General features: G+C 31.4%; 16 protein-coding genes and 1 pseudogene. 14 read left to right on the top strand and 3 right to left on the bottom strand.

Annotated features, from left to right (window positions below; all coding sequences use genetic code 11):
* The first annotated feature begins 2 nt into the window (after positions 1 to 2).
* From dapE to AJ936_RS07710, 10 genes and pseudogenes are all read left to right on the top strand, one after another.
* On the top strand, positions 3 to 1,100 hold the full coding sequence (dapE, locus tag AJ936_RS07750; RefSeq protein WP_070274284.1) for a succinyl-diaminopimelate desuccinylase: 1,098 nt from the start codon (positions 3 to 5) through the stop codon (positions 1,098 to 1,100).
* 9 nt (positions 1,101 to 1,109) lie between these two features.
* The gene (gene thiS, locus AJ936_RS07745; protein ID WP_002858367.1) at positions 1,110 to 1,301 is read left to right on the top strand and encodes a sulfur carrier protein ThiS; all 192 of its coding nucleotides are present in this window, start codon (positions 1,110 to 1,112) and stop codon (positions 1,299 to 1,301) included.
* Positions 1,298 to 2,101: a thiamine biosynthesis protein ThiF gene (thiF, locus tag AJ936_RS07740; protein ID WP_079396818.1), complete on the top strand. Its 804-nt coding sequence runs from the start codon at positions 1,298 to 1,300 to the stop codon at positions 2,099 to 2,101. Before thiS ends, thiF begins: the two co-directional genes overlap by 4 nt.
* A gap of 2 nt (positions 2,102 to 2,103) precedes the next feature.
* Entirely contained in the window at positions 2,104 to 2,880 is a 777-nt protein-coding gene (locus AJ936_RS07735; RefSeq protein WP_057100806.1) for a thiazole synthase, read from the top strand.
* 2 nt (positions 2,881 to 2,882) lie between these two features.
* Entirely contained in the window at positions 2,883 to 4,028 is a 1,146-nt protein-coding gene (gene thiH, locus AJ936_RS07730) for a 2-iminoacetate synthase ThiH (protein ID WP_070274282.1), read from the top strand.
* Positions 4,018 to 4,623 carry a thiamine phosphate synthase gene (locus AJ936_RS07725; protein WP_070274428.1) on the top strand — a complete coding sequence of 202 codons (606 nt, stop codon included), beginning with the start codon at positions 4,018 to 4,020 and terminating at the stop codon, positions 4,621 to 4,623. Before thiH ends, AJ936_RS07725 begins: the two co-directional genes overlap by 11 nt.
* Positions 4,620 to 5,089 (top strand): annotated as a pseudogene (locus AJ936_RS10785) (AraC family transcriptional regulator); the annotation flags it as partial. The gene AJ936_RS07725 and the pseudogene AJ936_RS10785, both read left to right, overlap by 4 nt.
* A gap of 150 nt (positions 5,090 to 5,239) precedes the next feature.
* Entirely contained in the window at positions 5,240 to 5,509 is a 270-nt protein-coding gene (locus AJ936_RS10780) for a helix-turn-helix domain-containing protein (RefSeq protein WP_407918714.1), read from the top strand.
* 61 nt (positions 5,510 to 5,570) lie between these two features.
* Positions 5,571 to 6,422, top strand: coding sequence for an ATP-binding protein (locus AJ936_RS07715; protein ID WP_002861770.1), 852 nt, complete (start codon positions 5,571 to 5,573; stop codon positions 6,420 to 6,422).
* A gap of 7 nt (positions 6,423 to 6,429) precedes the next feature.
* Positions 6,430 to 7,593 (top strand): MFS transporter, encoded by a 1,164-nt coding sequence (locus AJ936_RS07710; protein ID WP_070274280.1) that lies wholly within the window; start codon positions 6,430 to 6,432, stop codon positions 7,591 to 7,593.
* Here AJ936_RS07710 and murG read toward each other — a convergent pair.
* On the bottom strand, positions 7,564 to 8,592 hold the full coding sequence (murG, locus tag AJ936_RS07705) for an undecaprenyldiphospho-muramoylpentapeptide beta-N-acetylglucosaminyltransferase (RefSeq protein WP_070274278.1): 1,029 nt from the start codon (positions 8,590 to 8,592) through the stop codon (positions 7,564 to 7,566). The genes AJ936_RS07710 and murG overlap by 30 nt on opposite strands.
* Positions 8,589 to 9,752 carry a putative lipid II flippase FtsW gene (ftsW, locus tag AJ936_RS07700; protein WP_002866069.1) on the bottom strand — a complete coding sequence of 388 codons (1,164 nt, stop codon included), beginning with the start codon at positions 9,750 to 9,752 and terminating at the stop codon, positions 8,589 to 8,591. The genes murG and ftsW overlap by 4 nt, the downstream gene beginning before the upstream one ends.
* Before the next feature lie 139 nt (positions 9,753 to 9,891).
* Between ftsW and AJ936_RS07695 the strand changes: the two genes are divergently transcribed.
* Genes AJ936_RS07695 through AJ936_RS07680 form a run of 4 tightly spaced genes read left to right on the top strand, consistent with a single transcriptional unit; the run spans position 9,892 to position 13,118 of the window.
* Positions 9,892 to 11,337 carry an acetyl-CoA carboxylase subunit A gene (locus tag AJ936_RS07695; protein WP_044780236.1) on the top strand — a complete coding sequence of 482 codons (1,446 nt, stop codon included), beginning with the start codon at positions 9,892 to 9,894 and terminating at the stop codon, positions 11,335 to 11,337.
* A 3-nt stretch (positions 11,338 to 11,340) separates the two neighbouring features.
* On the top strand, positions 11,341 to 11,592 hold the full coding sequence (locus AJ936_RS07690; protein ID WP_070274277.1) for a hypothetical protein: 252 nt from the start codon (positions 11,341 to 11,343) through the stop codon (positions 11,590 to 11,592).
* The gene (locus AJ936_RS07685) at positions 11,592 to 12,311 is read left to right on the top strand and encodes an arginyltransferase (RefSeq protein WP_070274275.1); all 720 of its coding nucleotides are present in this window, start codon (positions 11,592 to 11,594) and stop codon (positions 12,309 to 12,311) included. Before AJ936_RS07690 ends, AJ936_RS07685 begins: the two co-directional genes overlap by 1 nt.
* A complete protein-coding gene (locus AJ936_RS07680; protein WP_070274273.1) occupies positions 12,312 to 13,118 on the top strand; it encodes an adenylosuccinate lyase in 807 nt (268 codons plus the stop codon).
* 23 nt (positions 13,119 to 13,141) lie between these two features.
* Here AJ936_RS07680 and cmeF read toward each other — a convergent pair whose 3' ends face one another.
* Positions 13,142 to 16,159 (bottom strand): multidrug efflux RND transporter permease subunit CmeF, encoded by a 3,018-nt coding sequence (gene cmeF, locus AJ936_RS07675; RefSeq protein WP_070274271.1) that lies wholly within the window; start codon positions 16,157 to 16,159, stop codon positions 13,142 to 13,144.
* Between the last annotated feature and the right edge of the window lies 1 nt (position 16,160).

The raw sequence follows: 16,160 nt of genomic DNA, 5'->3' as shown, positions 1-16,160 counted from the left end.
AAATGAATGCAAAAGAATTTTTAATCGAACTTTTAAAATTTAAATCTGTTACGCCAAATGATGATGGAGCTTTAAATTTCATCGCTATGGAACTGAGTGATTTTGAAGCTTTTTTTATAGAAAAAGAAGGCATTAAAAACCTTTTACTCACTAAAAAATTTAAAGATGAAGGCGAGCATTTAGCTTTTGGTGGGCATGTAGATGTGGTGCCTGCAGGCGAGGGTTGGAGTAGCGATGCTTTCGTGCCTATAGAAAAAGAAGGCTTTATCTATGCAAGAGGTGCTCAAGATATGAAAAGCGGAGTAGCAGCCTTTGTAGATGCGACAAAGAATGCGGATTTTAAAGGAGCTAGGCTGAGTCTTATTTTAACAAGTGATGAAGAAGGCGAAGCTATATATGGAACTAAGGCTGTTTTAGAATGGATGCAAGAAAGAGATATACTACCTGATTATGCCGTGGTTGCTGAGCCAACCTGTGTTAAAAAAATCGGCGATAGCATTAAAATAGGGCGTCGTGGTTCTATTAATGGAAAGCTTTTAATCCGCGGAAAACAAGGGCATGTTGCTTATCCTGAAAAATGTATCAATCCTGTGCATGATTTTGCACCGGTTTTAAAGCTTTTAGCGGGTTTTGATCTTGATCCTGGAAGTGCTGAATTTAGTCCTTCAAAAATTGTTATTACCGATATTCGCGGAGGTATGGGGGTATGTAATATAACGCCAAATGATTTAAAACTTATGTTTAATGTACGCAATTCCCCTGATACAAGCTTAGAAGATGTAAAAAGCTATGTAGAAAAAATTTGTCATGGTTTAAACTATGAGTTAGAGCTAAAACAATCAAGCGAAGCTTTTTTGACAAATATCGACAATAAAATCGTTCAAAAAATGAATGAAAGCGTTCAAAAAATCACTCATGAAGTGCCAGAGCTTAATACTAAAGGCGGTACAAGTGATGCAAGGTATTTTGCAAAATATGGTGTAAAAGTAGTGGAATTTGGGGTTTGTAATGATAGAATTCATGCTATTGATGAAAGAGTAAGTATAGAAGAATTTGAAAAACTTTGTCTTGTTTTTAAAGACTTGATAGAAAATTTTTAAAGGTTTAAAATGATTATCAATGGACAAAAGCTTGAGTTAAAAGAGCTTAAATTTATGGATTTTATTAAAGAAAAAGGTTTTAAAATCGAACTTATCGCTTTAGAATTAAATGGAGAAATCGTACCAAAAAGTGAGTTTGAAAATTTGATTTTAAAAGAAAACGATAAAGCTGAAATCGTAAGCTTTGTAGGAGGTGGATGATGAGAGTGAAATTCAATGGTAAAGAACTTGATACAGACTTTAAAACAAGTTTGGAATTTTTTGATAATATCAGCAAAAATGAAAATGATGTTTGGATTATCAATGGTTTTGCAACAAAAGAGAATATTGCTTTAAATGAAGATGATGAGCTTTTTTGTATAGAAAGAAATACTTTACCTCCAAAAGATGCGTTAGATGCTATGATGAGAGCAAGACACACTCCAAAGCTTCACGACAAGCTTAAAAATGGGCGTGTGGCAGTTTGTGGTTTGGGCGGACTTGGATCGCATATAGCGATAAATTTAGCAAGAAGCGGTGTGGGGTTTTTAAAGCTGATTGATTTTGATGTGATTGAGCCTAGTAATTTGAATCGTCAAGCTTATCGTGTGAGTGATTTGGGTAAATTTAAAACCGAAGCTTTAAAAGAGCAAATTAGCGAGATTAACCCTTATATTAGCGTTGAAATTTGCACTTTAAAAATCGATGAGGATAATTTAAAGTCTTTGTTTAAAGATATAGATATAGTTTGTGAAGCCTTTGATAGTGCTATCGCAAAAGCGATGATAGCACAAAATTTTCATAGATTTTACAAAGATAGTATTTTAATCTGTGCTTCAGGACTTGCGGGTTATGGCGATAGCAACAGCATACAAACAAGAAAAATTGCTAAAAATTTCTATGTATGTGGGGATTTGGTAAATGGTGCTAAGCTAGGAAATGGACTTATGGCGCCAAGGGTAAATATTTGCGCAGGACATCAAAGTAACCTTGTTTTAGAGCTTTTAGCAAATAAGGAGTAAAAATGCAAGAAAATTTAAAAAATGATAAATTAAAAATAGGCAAATACGAGTTTGATTCAAGATTTATTTTAGGTTCTGGAAAATATTCGCTAGAGCTTATAAAATCAGCCATAGAAGAAGCTAAAGCGCAGATTATCACTCTAGCCTTACGCCGTGCAAATACAGGGGAAATTGCTAATATACTTGATTATATCCCTAAAAATATCACACTTTTACCCAACACTTCAGGCGCAAGAAACGCCGATGAAGCCTTACGTATTGCAAGGCTTTCAAGAGAGCTTGGTTGCGGAGAACTTATCAAGATAGAAGTGATAAGTGATAGTAGGTATTTGTTGCCTGATAATTATGAAACGATTAAAGCTTGCGAGCTTTTAGCTAAAGAGGGCTTTACGCCTTTACCTTACATGCATGCTGATCTTTACGCAGCTAGAGCTATGCGTGATGCAGGAGCTGCGGCTATCATGCCTTTGGCAGCACCTATTGGGAGCAATAAAGGCTTATGTGCTAAGGAATTTATACAAATTTTGCTTAATGAAATTGATTTGCCTATTATTGTAGATGCGGGTATTGGAAGTCCTGCGCAAGCTTGTGAAGCTATGCAAATGGGAGTAAGTGCGGTGATGGTAAATACAGCCATAGCTGAAGCTAAAGATATAGCCTTGATGGCTAGAGCTTTTTCTTTGGCGGTAAATGCAGGAAGAGCGGCTTTTTTGGCGGGTTTGGCAAGTGTGAGCGAGGCTAAAGCAAGTTCTCCATTAACAGGCTTTTTAAGGGATTAATCATGCAAGATTATATGCAGCATTTACCTCACATGCAGGAAATAAAAAGCGAAATTTTAAACAAGGTTTTAACTCAAGTTCAAAGCTATGATGAGAGTCAATTTAGCGCCAAGGATGTTAAAAATGCTTTAAATCAAGCGCATTTAAGTATAGAGCATTTAAAAGCCTTGCTTTCAAGTACAGCAGAAGATTTCATAGAAGAATTAGCCTTTAAATCCGCCAAAGTCAAGCAAAAATATTTTGGAAATTCTATCTCTCTTTTTACTCCGCTTTATTTGTCAAATTATTGTAATTCTAAATGTGTTTATTGTGGTTTTCAAAAAGGAAATAAAATCGCAAGAGCTAAGCTAAGTGAAGCTGAAATTCACGAAGAAATGCAAGCTATTGCTAAAAGTGGTTTAGAAGAAATTTTAATGCTAACAGGTGAGGGTAGGGAGTTTGCAAGTGTAGAATATATAGCAAATGCTTGTAAAATAGCTAGAGAGTATTTTAAGGTTGTAGGCGTTGAAATTTATCCTATGAATGAAGATGAATATAAAATTTTACATGAAAAGGGTTGTGATTATGTGACTGTTTTTCAAGAAACTTACAATCCTTTAAAATATTCTAAAATTCATTTAGGTGGCGAAAAACGCATTTTTCCTTATCGCTTTAATGCTCAAGAAAGAGCTTTAAAAGCGGGTATGCGTGGAGTGGCTTTTGCGGCACTTTTGGGTATAGATGATTTTAGAAAAGACGCTCTTGCTACGGCACTTCATGCGCATTTTTTACAACAAGCTTATCCGCATGCTGAAATTTCTATTTCAGTGCCTCGTTTAAGACCTATTATCAATAATGCCAAAATCCATCCTAAAGATGTGAGTGAAAAACGCCTTTTGCAAGTACTTTGTGCTTATAGACTTTTTTTACCTTTTGCGGGTATTACCATTTCAAGTCGTGAAAGAATAGGTTTTAGAGATGAGGTTATCAAGCTTGGTGCTACTAAAATGAGTGCAGGAGTGAGTGTGGGTATAGGTGAGCATAAGGGCGAGAAAAAGGGCGATGAGCAGTTTGAAATTTCAGATGATAGGAGTGTAGATGAAATTTTAGCCATGCTTAAAAGATCCAATTTGCAAGCTGTGATGAGTGATAGCATTTATGTGGGATAAAAAAATCATCGCTATAAGTGATAGAAAATGTGTGCAAATAGACTTCTTAAAGCAGATTGAAAAACTTGCTAAGGCCAAGGTAGATGCTATAGTTTTAAGAGAAAAAGATTTAAGCGAATTTGAGTATTATGACTTAGCAAAAGAAGTTTTAAGCATTTGCACAAAGCAAAAAGTGACTTGTTTTTTGCATTCTTTTGATAAGGTTTGTTTAAAATTGGGACATCGTTATTTTCACGCACCGCTTTCTTTGCTAAGAAAAGAGCCTAAATTAATAAAATATTTTCATATACTTGGTACTTCAGTCCATAGCAAAGAAGAGCTTTTAGAGGCGATGAGTTATAAGGTAAATTATGCTTTTGTAGGGCATATTTTTGAAAGTTCTTGCAAGGCGGGTTTAGAACCTAAAGGGCTTGATTTTTTAAAATCCTTACTTGAATTTAGTCAAATTCCACTTTATGCTATAGGCGGTATCAATGCTCAAAATATAGAAAATTTTAAAGATATAAATATAGCAGGCGTTTGTATGCGTGAAATTTTAATGAAAGAAAAAGATCTTAAAAAGTATCTTTTAGAATGTAGGCAAAAATTACGATGAATAAAATTCTTTCTTTACCAGAAGATTTAAAGCAATTAAAAGGTGTCAATTATAAAAAAATTAAATCTTGCACTTTTGCTAAATATACACAAACGGATACTTCGCATTCTACTTTTGTTAATGTAGGAAGTCATCTTTTAACTTTTGTTCGCAAAGGATATAAAATTTTACATACTGCATCAAAAGATTATAAGATTAACTCTTATGAAACTTTGTTTTTAAAAGCTGGGAGCTATACTTTAAGTAATGTAGGACTTAGTAAAGGAGTTTATGAAGCTTATTTATTTTTTTTGACAATGCATTTTTAATTGAACTTATTTATAAGTATAAAGATTTTTTTAAACTAGATCAAAAGTTTCAAAACTATGAAATTTTTTGGGTAAAAAATGATAAGATTTTGCAAGGAATTTTGGAAAGTTTTTCACCGCATTTTGAAGAAAATACGCAAATTTTAGATCCTATAGTGAGTTTGAAATTTGAAGAGATTTTTTTACATTTGCTTTTAAATAAGAATATTTATTTTATTAGTTTTTTATCAGGAATTTTAAAAGAATTTCGCCTTGATCTTTCCCAACTTTTTGAGTATTGTGGTAGAGAATTTTTAAGCGTAAATGAAATGTCTAATTTTGCGAAATTAGATTTAGCAACTTTTTCTAAAGAATTTAAGAAATGTTTTGGACAAAGTCCTAAAAAATGGTTAGATGAAAAAAGGTTGCAAAAAGCAAAGATTTTACTTAAATTTTCTAAAAAAAATATCAATGAAATAGCTAATGAGTGCACTTTTTCTTCGGTAGCTTGGTTTATTGAAAGATTTAAAGAGAAATATGAGCAAACTCCTAAGCAATATCAAAAAACAAAAAACTTGTATTTTTTATCAAAAAACTAGCACATTTTTTTATCTAAATAAATATAATTTAATGAAAATATTTTTAAATAAAGGAGAAAATATGAAAAAATATGTTTTAAGTTTAGCGCTTCTTGGAAGTTTGCTTGGTGCAAGTGAATTAAAATATCAAGAATTTGATGGTTTTAAAAGCCCTGAAAGTATTTTTGTAGATAAAAACTATGTTTATGTATCTAATGTAGGAGAAAAACTTGAACCTTTGGCGAAAGATAATGATGGATTTATTTCTAAGCTTGATAAAAATGGCAAAGTGCTAGAATATAAATTTTTAACCCATCTTAATGCACCAAAAGGCATGATGGAGATTGGAAAAACTCTTTATGTGGTAGATATCGATGTTTTACGCGGTTTTGATCTTAAAACTAAAAAAGAAATTTTTAATTTACCTATTAAAGGTGCAATCTTTTTAAATGACATAGAAAAATTAGACGACAATACGCTTTTGGTTAGCGATACTGGCACAGGGCTTATTTTAAAGGTTGATTTAAAAACTAAGCAATATGATGAATTATTAAAACTTGATTTAGTAAAATTTGGCGGTCCAAATGGGTTATATCTAGATAGAAAAAAACATAAGCTTTTTATAGCTGGTTATCATCCTGATGGTGTAAGTGGCGGTGTTGTAATGGCTTATGATTTAAATACAAAAGAACTCAGTATAATTAAAAATGAAAAAGAATCTTATGATGGAATAGTTCCTTATAAAGATGGTTTATTGGTAAGTTCTTGGGGAAATAATCTAAATGGATATATTTATAATTTAGATAATGTTAAATCTGTAAAACTTGAATTTCCTTTGATGAAAGGTCCTGCAGATATATTTATTGAAGGTAATATTTTATGGATTCCTAAGATGGCAGAAGGTAAAATATTCAAAGTAGAACTTAACAAATAAGGCTTTTATGGCTTCTTTTAAAAAGATATTTTGGATTAATGTTATTATTGTTATTATTGTAGCTTTTAATCTTAGAGCCCCAATTACTGCAGTGGGGCCTATTATTGATATTATTAAAGATAAGTATTATTTAAACTCAACCGTAGCGGGCATACTTACAAGTCTTCCTTTGATAGCTTTTGGAAGTATTTCTTTTATTGTGGGGTATTTTTCTCCTATTCGTGCTATTGTTTTTGGAATTTTTTTAATTTTTTTAGGCGAAATTATTCGTTCTTATTTTGGTGTATATGGCTTATTTTTAGGAATGTTAGCAATGGGCTGTGGTATAGCAATTGCAAATGTTTTACTTCCTAGTTTTATTAAAGAAAAATTTCCAAAAAAAATAGCAAGTATAATGGGAATTTATAGTCTTGTTTTGAGTATTTCTTCGATTATGGGTATTGCTTTAGCTATACCTTTGCTTAGTGTATTTGATTTAGCTGGAGCTATGTTTTTCTGGGCTATTTTTTCTTTTGTAGCTTTAGTAGTTTACTATCCTCAAGCTAAAAATGGTAGATTTTTTCGCATTAAGAAAAAAGCTTATAAAAAAATCAATCTTTTTACAAATTTAACAACTTGGAAAATTACTCTTTTTATGGGATTTCAAAGTTTTTTAGCTTATTCTTTGTTTTTTTGGTATGTTCAAATTGTTGTAGAAAAAGGATTTGATAAAGAATTTTCTACAAGTATGGTTTTATTTGCTCAACTTGTTGCAGCTCCAGTGTCTCTTTTTGGCCCTTTACTTTTAGGAAAATTAAGGCAAAATTTACATACTTTTTACATAGCTAGTTTGTGCAGTATGTATGTGATCGCTTTTGGTATGCTCTTTATTTTTGATAGCAAAATTTCTATTATCATCAGTGCTTTCATCATGGGTTTTCCATGGGGTGGAGTTTTTGGCATTGCGTTGCTTTTTATTGCACAAAAAAGCTCTAATGCTCAAATAGCAGCGAGACTTTCTGCTTTAGCTCAAGGTTTTGGGTATTTAATCGCAGCACAAGGACAATGGATTATAGGTTTTTTGCATGACAAATTTGAAAATTTTTCACTTGCTATTTTGATGTTGATTTTTGTAGGGATTTTGGTAAATATCTTTGGATATTTATCGTATAAAAGCCAAGTTATCAGATAGTGCTTTTTCTAGTAAAATATCCCCACCATTTTTTTGTGTTATATTTTGCAATCTTGTAGAAATATCTTCTAAGTTGAGTTTTAACATTGCTTTGAAAAAATCATCAAGATTGATCGAAACTTGCGTGAAAATTTGACATAAAGCTTGATCCTGTAAAAATTTAGCATTAAAGTATTGATGATTTTTAGCTGCATAAGGATAAGGTATAAAAATAGTGGGCAAAGTATTAGCACAAAGTTCAAAAAGGGTGCTTGCACCTGCTCTTGATATAGCTAAATCCGCATTTTTCATTTTTTCTTCCAAATTTGAACTAAAATCAAAAATATCAGCTTGGATATTTAAGCTTTGATAATGTTTTTTACACTTTTCAAAATCATTTTTTCCGCATTGATGGATGATTTTGATGTTTTGCTCTTGAAGCTTTGGGGCGAGATTTAAAGCTAATTCGTTTATAAAACTAGCTCCTTGTGATCCTCCTAGGAAAATAATATTTTTTAATTCTTTGCGAATCCTAGCATTATCAAAAAATTTATTTGCTACAGGATAAGGGCTGAATTCTTTTTCAAAGGCGCTAAAAAATTTCGTAGCGAAAGGTTTTAAAAGCATATTTAAAGAGCCACTTTTTGAATTTTGCTCATGTATAAAAAGAGGCAAATGTGAGAATAAAGCCGCAAAAGATGCAGGAGCTGCACTATATCCACCTACACTAAAAACGGCTTGGATGTGGTATTTTTTAAAAATTTCTCTACAATCTTTGGAGAGTTTTAAGGTGTGGAGTAAAGAACTGATTTTGCCAAATTTGCTTTGATTAACCACTCCTTTAGAGCTTAAAAAAAATTTTTCCTTAAAGCGTACTTCATTTTCAAACCAAGCTTTATCTTGACCATTTTGACTGCCTATGTATACACATTCTATATTTTTTTTAATCGCACTTTCTAATAAGCAACGCACTATGGCTAAGTGCCCACCAGTTCCGCCACCTGTTAAAGCTATTGTCATAATTTAACCTTTTTTGAAATCATTAATACATATCCTATGCCTATGCAAATTGCCCACATTGAACTTCCTCCATAGCTTAAAAGTGGAACTGCTACACCTTTTAGTGGAGTAAGAGAAATAATACCAAAAGCATTCATAAAAAAGGAAAAAAGTAAAAGTAAGGCTATGCCTGAACAAAAAATAAAATCTTGTTTAGCTTCGCATCTTCCTGCAATTCTAAAAATTCTTAAAATCATCCAAAGATAAATATAGCAAATAACTCCAAGACCTAAGAGTCCTATTTCTTCAGTAATTCCTGAAAGAACAAAGTCAGTATGCACTTCACTTAAAAAGCCTAATTTAAAAGTTCCAAGTCCTAGGCCTTCACCAAACATTCCTCCATGGGCTATAGCATTTAAAGAGTGCGAAATCTGATAAGGTTCGCTGTTGCTACTTACCCTTAAAGCATTTGCCAGCCAATCAGGAAGCATAGGTAAAAAAGCATCTTGTATATTCCCCCACCAAGAAGCGATTCTTTGAATTCTTCTTTGGTTGCTAAAAATTACCATTATACCTATCATCATAATGATTAAAGTTCCAAAAGCAAAAAGCCTTTTACTAGCTCCTGCAAAAAAAGCTAAAGCTAGAATCAAAAAGAAAGAAATTACGCTTTGTCCTAAATCGTTTTGAGTGATATAAATATATCCTATAACTATAGAAGCTAAGATGCAATAAGGTAGAAGAATTAAAGCCTCGTGTCTGATAGCTTTTTTACTATCATCAATACGCCTTGTATAGCTCCATGCTAAAAAATAAATCAATCCTATTTTAAAAAATTCCACAGGAGAGATAGAGAGTGGGCCTAAGCGTATCCAGCGTTTAGCTCCTCCGCTAGCTGTTGCTAATACAGAAGGTAAAAATGGTAAAATGATGATAAAGATAAAAGAAATAATCAAAATAGCTAAAATAATTTTTTTAGAAAGTGCTTTATCAGGATCCAATCGAGAAATAAAAAACATTATAAGTATGCCACTAATTCCAAAAAAAAGCTGACGAATAAAAAAATGAAACTCGCTATAGTCAAGAAAAAGAACAGTAAAAGCTGTAAGAGAGTATGAAAATACTATTCCTATGGTGATTAAAATACAACTTAAATAAAATAATCTTTTATCAGCAACCATTATAATTATAACTTTTCTTTATTGGAATTAAAATTTTAAAAAGTTTTATTATAACTAAAATAAATTAAATTTTTTGCTAAGTTTTTGTAAGGAAAATTTGCTAAAATTTACAATAAAAATATAACAAAAAAGGCAAATTATGAATCAAATCCATAAAATTCTCATAGCAAATAGAGCTGAAATAGCTGTTAGAGTAATCCGCGCTTGTAGAGATTTGCATATTAAAAGTGTTGCAGTTTTTACAGAGCCTGATCGTGAATGTTTGCATGTAAAAATCGCAGATGAGGCTTATCGCATAGGAACGGATGCTATAAGAGGATATTTAGATGTTGCTCGCATTGTCGAGATTGCTAAGGCTTGTGGTGCTGATGCGATCCATCCTGGTTATGGATTTTTAAGTGAGAATTACGAATTTGCTAAGGCTTGTGAAGATGCTGGAATTATTTTTATAGGTCCAAAATCTGAAGTAATCCATAAGATGGGAAATAAAAATATCGCTCGTAAGTTAATGGCTAAAAATGGCATACCTATTGTTCCAGGGACTGAAAAATTAAATTCCTATAGCATGGAAGAAATTAAAATTTTTGCTGAGAAGATTGGTTATCCTGTTATTTTAAAAGCTTCAGGTGGTGGAGGTGGACGCGGAATTCGCGTTGTTCATAAAGAACAAGATCTTGAAAATGCTTTTGAATCTTGCAAAAGAGAAGCTTTAACATACTTTAATAATGATGAAGTATTTATGGAAAAATATGTAGTTAATCCTAGGCATATAGAATTTCAAATTTTAGGAGATAACTACGGAAATATTATCCATCTTTGTGAAAGGGATTGTTCTATCCAAAGAAGACATCAAAAGGTAATTGAGATAGCACCTTGCCCTGGAATTTCAGATAATCTTAGAAAAACCATGGGTGTTACAGCTGTGGCAGCTGCTAAGGCTGTAGGTTATACAAATGCTGGAACTATAGAGTTTTTGCTTGATGATTATAATCGCTTTTATTTTATGGAAATGAATACAAGAATTCAAGTTGAACATCCAATTACTGAAGAAATTACAGGTATTGACCTTATTGTAAGACAAATTCGTATTGCAGCAGGAGAAATTTTGGACATAGAACAAAGCGATATTAAACCTAGGGGTTTTGCTATTGAAGCTAGAATTACTGCTGAAAATGTATGGAAAAATTTTATTCCAAGTCCTGGAAAAATAGGAGAATACTACCCAGCTCTTGGACCATCTGTTAGGGTTGATAGTCATATTTATAAAGACTATACTGTGCCGCCTTATTATGATTCCATGCTTGCAAAGCTTATTATTAAAGCAACAAGTTATGATTTAGCGGTTAATAAACTTGAGCGTGCTTTGAAGGAATTTGTGATTGATGATATTAGAACAACAATACCATTTTTAATTGCTATTACAAAAACAAGAGAATTTAGAAGAGGGTATTTAGACACCTCTTTCATAGAAACACATATGCAAGAATTATTAGAAAAAACAGAAGATCGTCATCAAGAAAATAAAGAAGAAGTTATAGCTGCAATAGCTGCTACGCTTAAAAAAATACGAGAAAGTAGAGAATAATAGATGGATTTTTTAGACAGTCTTAAAAGTATTAAAAAAGAAATGCAAGCTAACGCCAATACTCCAAAATTAGCGAAGAAATCAAGCAAGAGTGGTGCAAGTGTAAAAAATTTAGAAAAACTAGCTAAAGATATTCGCGAAAAAAATCAAGAAACAAACATAGATAAGGAAATGCAAGAAATTTTCTTAAAGCAAGAAAAACTACAGGATGAATTTTCCGAATTTATCAAAGATGCAGATATTAAGAAAATTTAATGCTTGAGATTGGTTTTTGTACTCTTGAAGATCAGTGTCCTTACTTAAAAGATAAACACTCAAGAATAGAGTATAAATACATTGAAAATTGCCCTAAAGAAATCAATAATGGGCTAATAAAACGAGGTTGGCGTCGTTTTGGTAGGTATTTTTCGCGCCCTATTTGTAAAGATTGTGATGAATGTTTAAGTCTTAGAATTTTAGTTAATGAATATAATTTTTCAAAAAGTGAAAGAAGGGTTATAAATAAAAATATTAACACCAAAGTTATGCTTAGAACACCCAATTTAAGCAATGAACATTTGTTTTTATATGATAAATACCATCGTTTTATGGAAGAAAAAAAGAACTGGAAGCGTTATGATTTAAGCTTTAAGCAGTATTATAATCTTTATGTCGATGGTTTTATGAATTTTGGATATGAGCTTGCATTTTATATAGAAGATAAGCTCGTTTGTGTTGATTTGATTGATATTTTAGAGGATGGAATTTCAAGCATTTATTGTTTTTATGATCCTGATTTTTCGTATTTTTCTTTGGGCAAATTTTCTTTGCTCAATGAAATACAAATAGCTAAAAAAATGAACTTAGATTATATTTATCTTGGGTATTTTGTAAAAAAGTGTCAATCTTTATCTTATAAAGCCGATTATACACCCAATGAAATTTTAAAAGGCACTAAAGAGCTTTTTGAAAATGAGGTTTTATGGGAGAAATAGATGCAAATCGTGCAAACTTTAGAAACTATCAATGTTAATACAGATGATATTAGCGTATTTCAGTATTTTAAAGACTTGATTACCAAAAATTTCACAAAGGTCATAGGACGAAAAAATAAAATTTTTTCTTTTTTTGAAGAAAATGAAATTCCACAGCGTCGTTATTTCTTAAAAGTTTTAGATCAAAAATATCGCAAAAGTACAAATGAAGGTATAGAGAATTTACAAGATGCTCATTTTAAAACTTTTAGATTAAATTTTGAGCAAAATAATATGCTTAAGCCTATGTTGTTTATCAAGATTGATTTTGCTGCGGGTAGAATTTTGATGAAGTTAAGCTCTAATGAAAAATTATTTGTTACTTATATAAAAAATTATTTTCAAGATCATAATATAGAATACAATGAAATGACAAATATTCTAATTTTAGAATATAAAAACGAGAATACCCTTGAACTTTTTGAAGCTTTTGCGGATGAGAGTGAGCATTTAAAATATTGCGTGAATTTTGAAGTTGACCGAGAAGAGTATAAAAAATTTCGCCAAAATATTCACAATAAAGAAAATATGAAATGGAAATTTAATGCTTTAGCTAAGCTTTTTAGTAATTATTTTAATACTTTAGAATGTACTCCGCAAAATGATCTTAGTGAAATCAGACAAAAATATTTGATTTTGGTAAAACTTTATCATCCTGATTTTCATCAAGGAAAAAGTGCAATAGAAAAAGCTTACGCAAGAGAACAGTTTGAAAAAATACAAATTGCCTATGATAACTTAAAAGCACTTTATAAGAATAATACTTAAAAAAATTAAATTAATCATTTTGGTTAATTTAATTTTTCTCTCTCATAAATTTTTCTTAATTTGCTATCTAGCTTAAAACAAAATTTAAAAAGTGCAGGTACTACGAGTAAGGTAAGCAAGGTCGAACTTATAAGCCCAAAGATAATGGCTATTGCCATAGGAGAATTAGCTTCATAGCCCGCACCCCTTGAAAGAGCGAGTGGGAGCATGGCAAAAATCATAGCAAAAGTTGTCATCAATATAGCCCTTAAGCGTGATTTTCCAGCGATTAAAAGAGCTTTATCGGGATCTAAACCTTCATGGCATTTTTTATTGGCTACATCCACAAGTAAAATAGCATTTTTCCCCACCATACCAAAAAGTAAGATGATGGCAATAAGTACAAAAAGCGAAAAATTATGCCCTGTGATAAAAAGCCCTATAGATGCTCCTCCAAAGGCTAAAGGCATGGTTATCATGATGATTAAAGGTAAAATAAAACTTTCATAAAGTGCAGCTAAAACAAGATAAATTAAAACAAAAGCAAGTACTACTGCCATAGCAAAACCTTGCACGGTTTCACCTAAAAGATTGATAAAGCCTGAAAAAGCATAGCTAAGACTTGCATTATTATTTAAAATTTTATCCATATTATCTAGTAAAAGTTTTTGCACCGCTCCTAAGGAAAGATCATTTACTCCAGCTGTGATTTTCACAGAGCGGTTTTTATTGTAACGATTGATAGTTTTTAAATCCTTACTGTATATAAAATCCACCACGCTTGAAAGTTCTAAATTTACACCTTGGTTGTTTTTAATACTAATGCGTTTTAAAGCTTCTATGTCTTTTTTAAATTCTGGAGCAAAACTTAGGATAATATCATCTTTTGAATTGCCTCTATCCATACTTCCTACGCTAAGTTGCGAAAAAGAATACCCTAAAACCCCAGCGATATATTCAGGATTGACATCTAAAAGTTTAGCTTTTTCTTTGTTGATGTGTAAGGCTACTTCATCTTTTGTAGCATTAGCATTGTCGCTTATATCTACAATGCGTGCATTAGTGCCTAAAATTTCTTTTGCTCGAGAAGCAGCTTCTTTTAGAGTGTTTAAATCATCTCCTAAGATTAAAAACTGCACGGGATCATCAATGCCTGCACCCTCTATCTTTGGAAGTTCTAAAATTTTGATTTTTAAACTTTCATCTTGAAATTTTTGACGATATAAACTTACTATAGCACTTTGTCTTAAATTTCTTTCGTCTAAATTTTTAAGTTTAACATAAATTTTAGCCTTTGTAGCATCTTTGGCATCATCATAGCCTACAAGTAAAAAAGCGTATTTGACATTGCTATCATTTTTGATTTTTTCAAGCAAATTTAAACTTTTTTCTTTCATGGCTTCTAAACTTAAATCCTTTTTGCTTTCAAGTAAAACTTGAATTTCGCTATCATCTTCCATAGGTAAAAAATCAAGTCCTATACGGGTAGCTAAAGCAAAAGAAAGCCCTACAAAAACAAGAGTGGCTAGGATAAATTTTGCTTTATTTTGTAAAATTTTATAGAGTAAATTTTCATACTTTTGCTCTATTTTTTCAAAAAAAACTTCTGTTTTTTCATAAAACTTACTTTCTTTTGGATTTAAAAATCTTGCTCCAATACTAGGTATTAAAAATACAGAAACCAAAAAGCTTATCACTATCCCACTTGCAACGCTTATGCCTAAGGCATTGAAAAAAAGCCCTGGTATAGAGTTCATATAAGAAATAGGGATAAAAACACAAAGTAAAACTATACTGATGCTTAAAACGCTAAAACCTATTTCATTGATACCTAAAAAAGCAGCTTGTAAAGGCGGATAAGTTTTTAGTTTTTTAGCAATATTTTCAATCACTACTATAGCATCATCGATAAAAATTCCTATGCTTAAGGTTAAAGCTATGAAAGTTAAGCGGTTTAAATCATAGCCTAAAAGATCGATAATAAAAAAAGTTGAAATGATAGAAGTAGGTATAGCTATGCAAGCAATGAGAGTTGCACTTAAATTTCTTAAAAATAAAAATACAATTACAAGGGTTAGAAAAATTCCCAAAACCATATCAAAAATCACTTGAGAAAGGTGCTTGTGGATATTTAAGCTTTTATCGTAAAGCACATTAATGCTTATATCTTTTGGAATTTGTTTTTCTAAAATAGGCAAGGCATTTTTGACATTTTTAATCATTTCAAGGGTATTATAATTTGTGATTTTTCCGAGTTCTAAAAGCACCCCTTCTTTACCTTCGTATAAAGCACTTTGTTTTTTATCTTCATAAAGGCTTGAAATATTAGCAATATCGCTTAAAAATACCCCTGTTTTTATGCGAAGATTGCTAAGTTCTTCTAAATTTGTGGCTTCAAAATAGCCTTTGATGATATAGTTATCTTGATTGTTATTAAGTTCGCCAAGGGCTTGTTTAAAATTTTGACTTTTGATAATATTTGCTACATCAAGGGCGTTAAGATTGTATTTTCTAAGTTCATTTGGTTTTAATTCTATGCGAATTTGGGGTTCTAAAAACCCCTTAGCCTCGATTTTACCTACTCCTTCAACTCTTTGCAAAAAAGGTTTTATTTTGTCATTGATTTCACGCATGAGTTGTAATTTATCTTTAGAATATAAAAAAAGCGAAATAGCAGAACCAGAATCTGAACCGATTTTTTCAATTTCAGGCTTAGAAGATAGGCTTAAAGTTCCTATTTTATCACGCACATCATTAGCAGCTACTTCAAGATTTTTACCCAGTTTAAACTCCACTACACTCACACTAAAATTATCATACGCAGCTGAGGTTATGGTTTTTACCCCATCAATCTCACTTAGAGCATTTTCTATTTCTTTAGTGATTTTTGATTCTACGAAATTTAAATCTCCATTTACCTTGCTTGTAATCTTTATAAGAGGTATGGAAACATTAGGAAATAAATTCACACTCATGCTAAAAGCAGAGATTAGCCCAAAAATCATGAGAGCTAAGAAAAACATTAGCACAGTAATTGGTCGGTTTATAGCTAGTTTAAACATT

The sequence above is a fragment of the Campylobacter sp. BCW_6877 genome (assembly GCF_001762445.1).
In the GTDB taxonomy this organism is placed as follows: Bacteria; Campylobacterota; Campylobacteria; order Campylobacterales; family Campylobacteraceae; genus Campylobacter_D; species Campylobacter_D jejuni.
The sequence above is the reverse complement of the archived record's forward strand: the minus strand, read 5'-3'. Positions and strand labels throughout refer to the sequence as shown.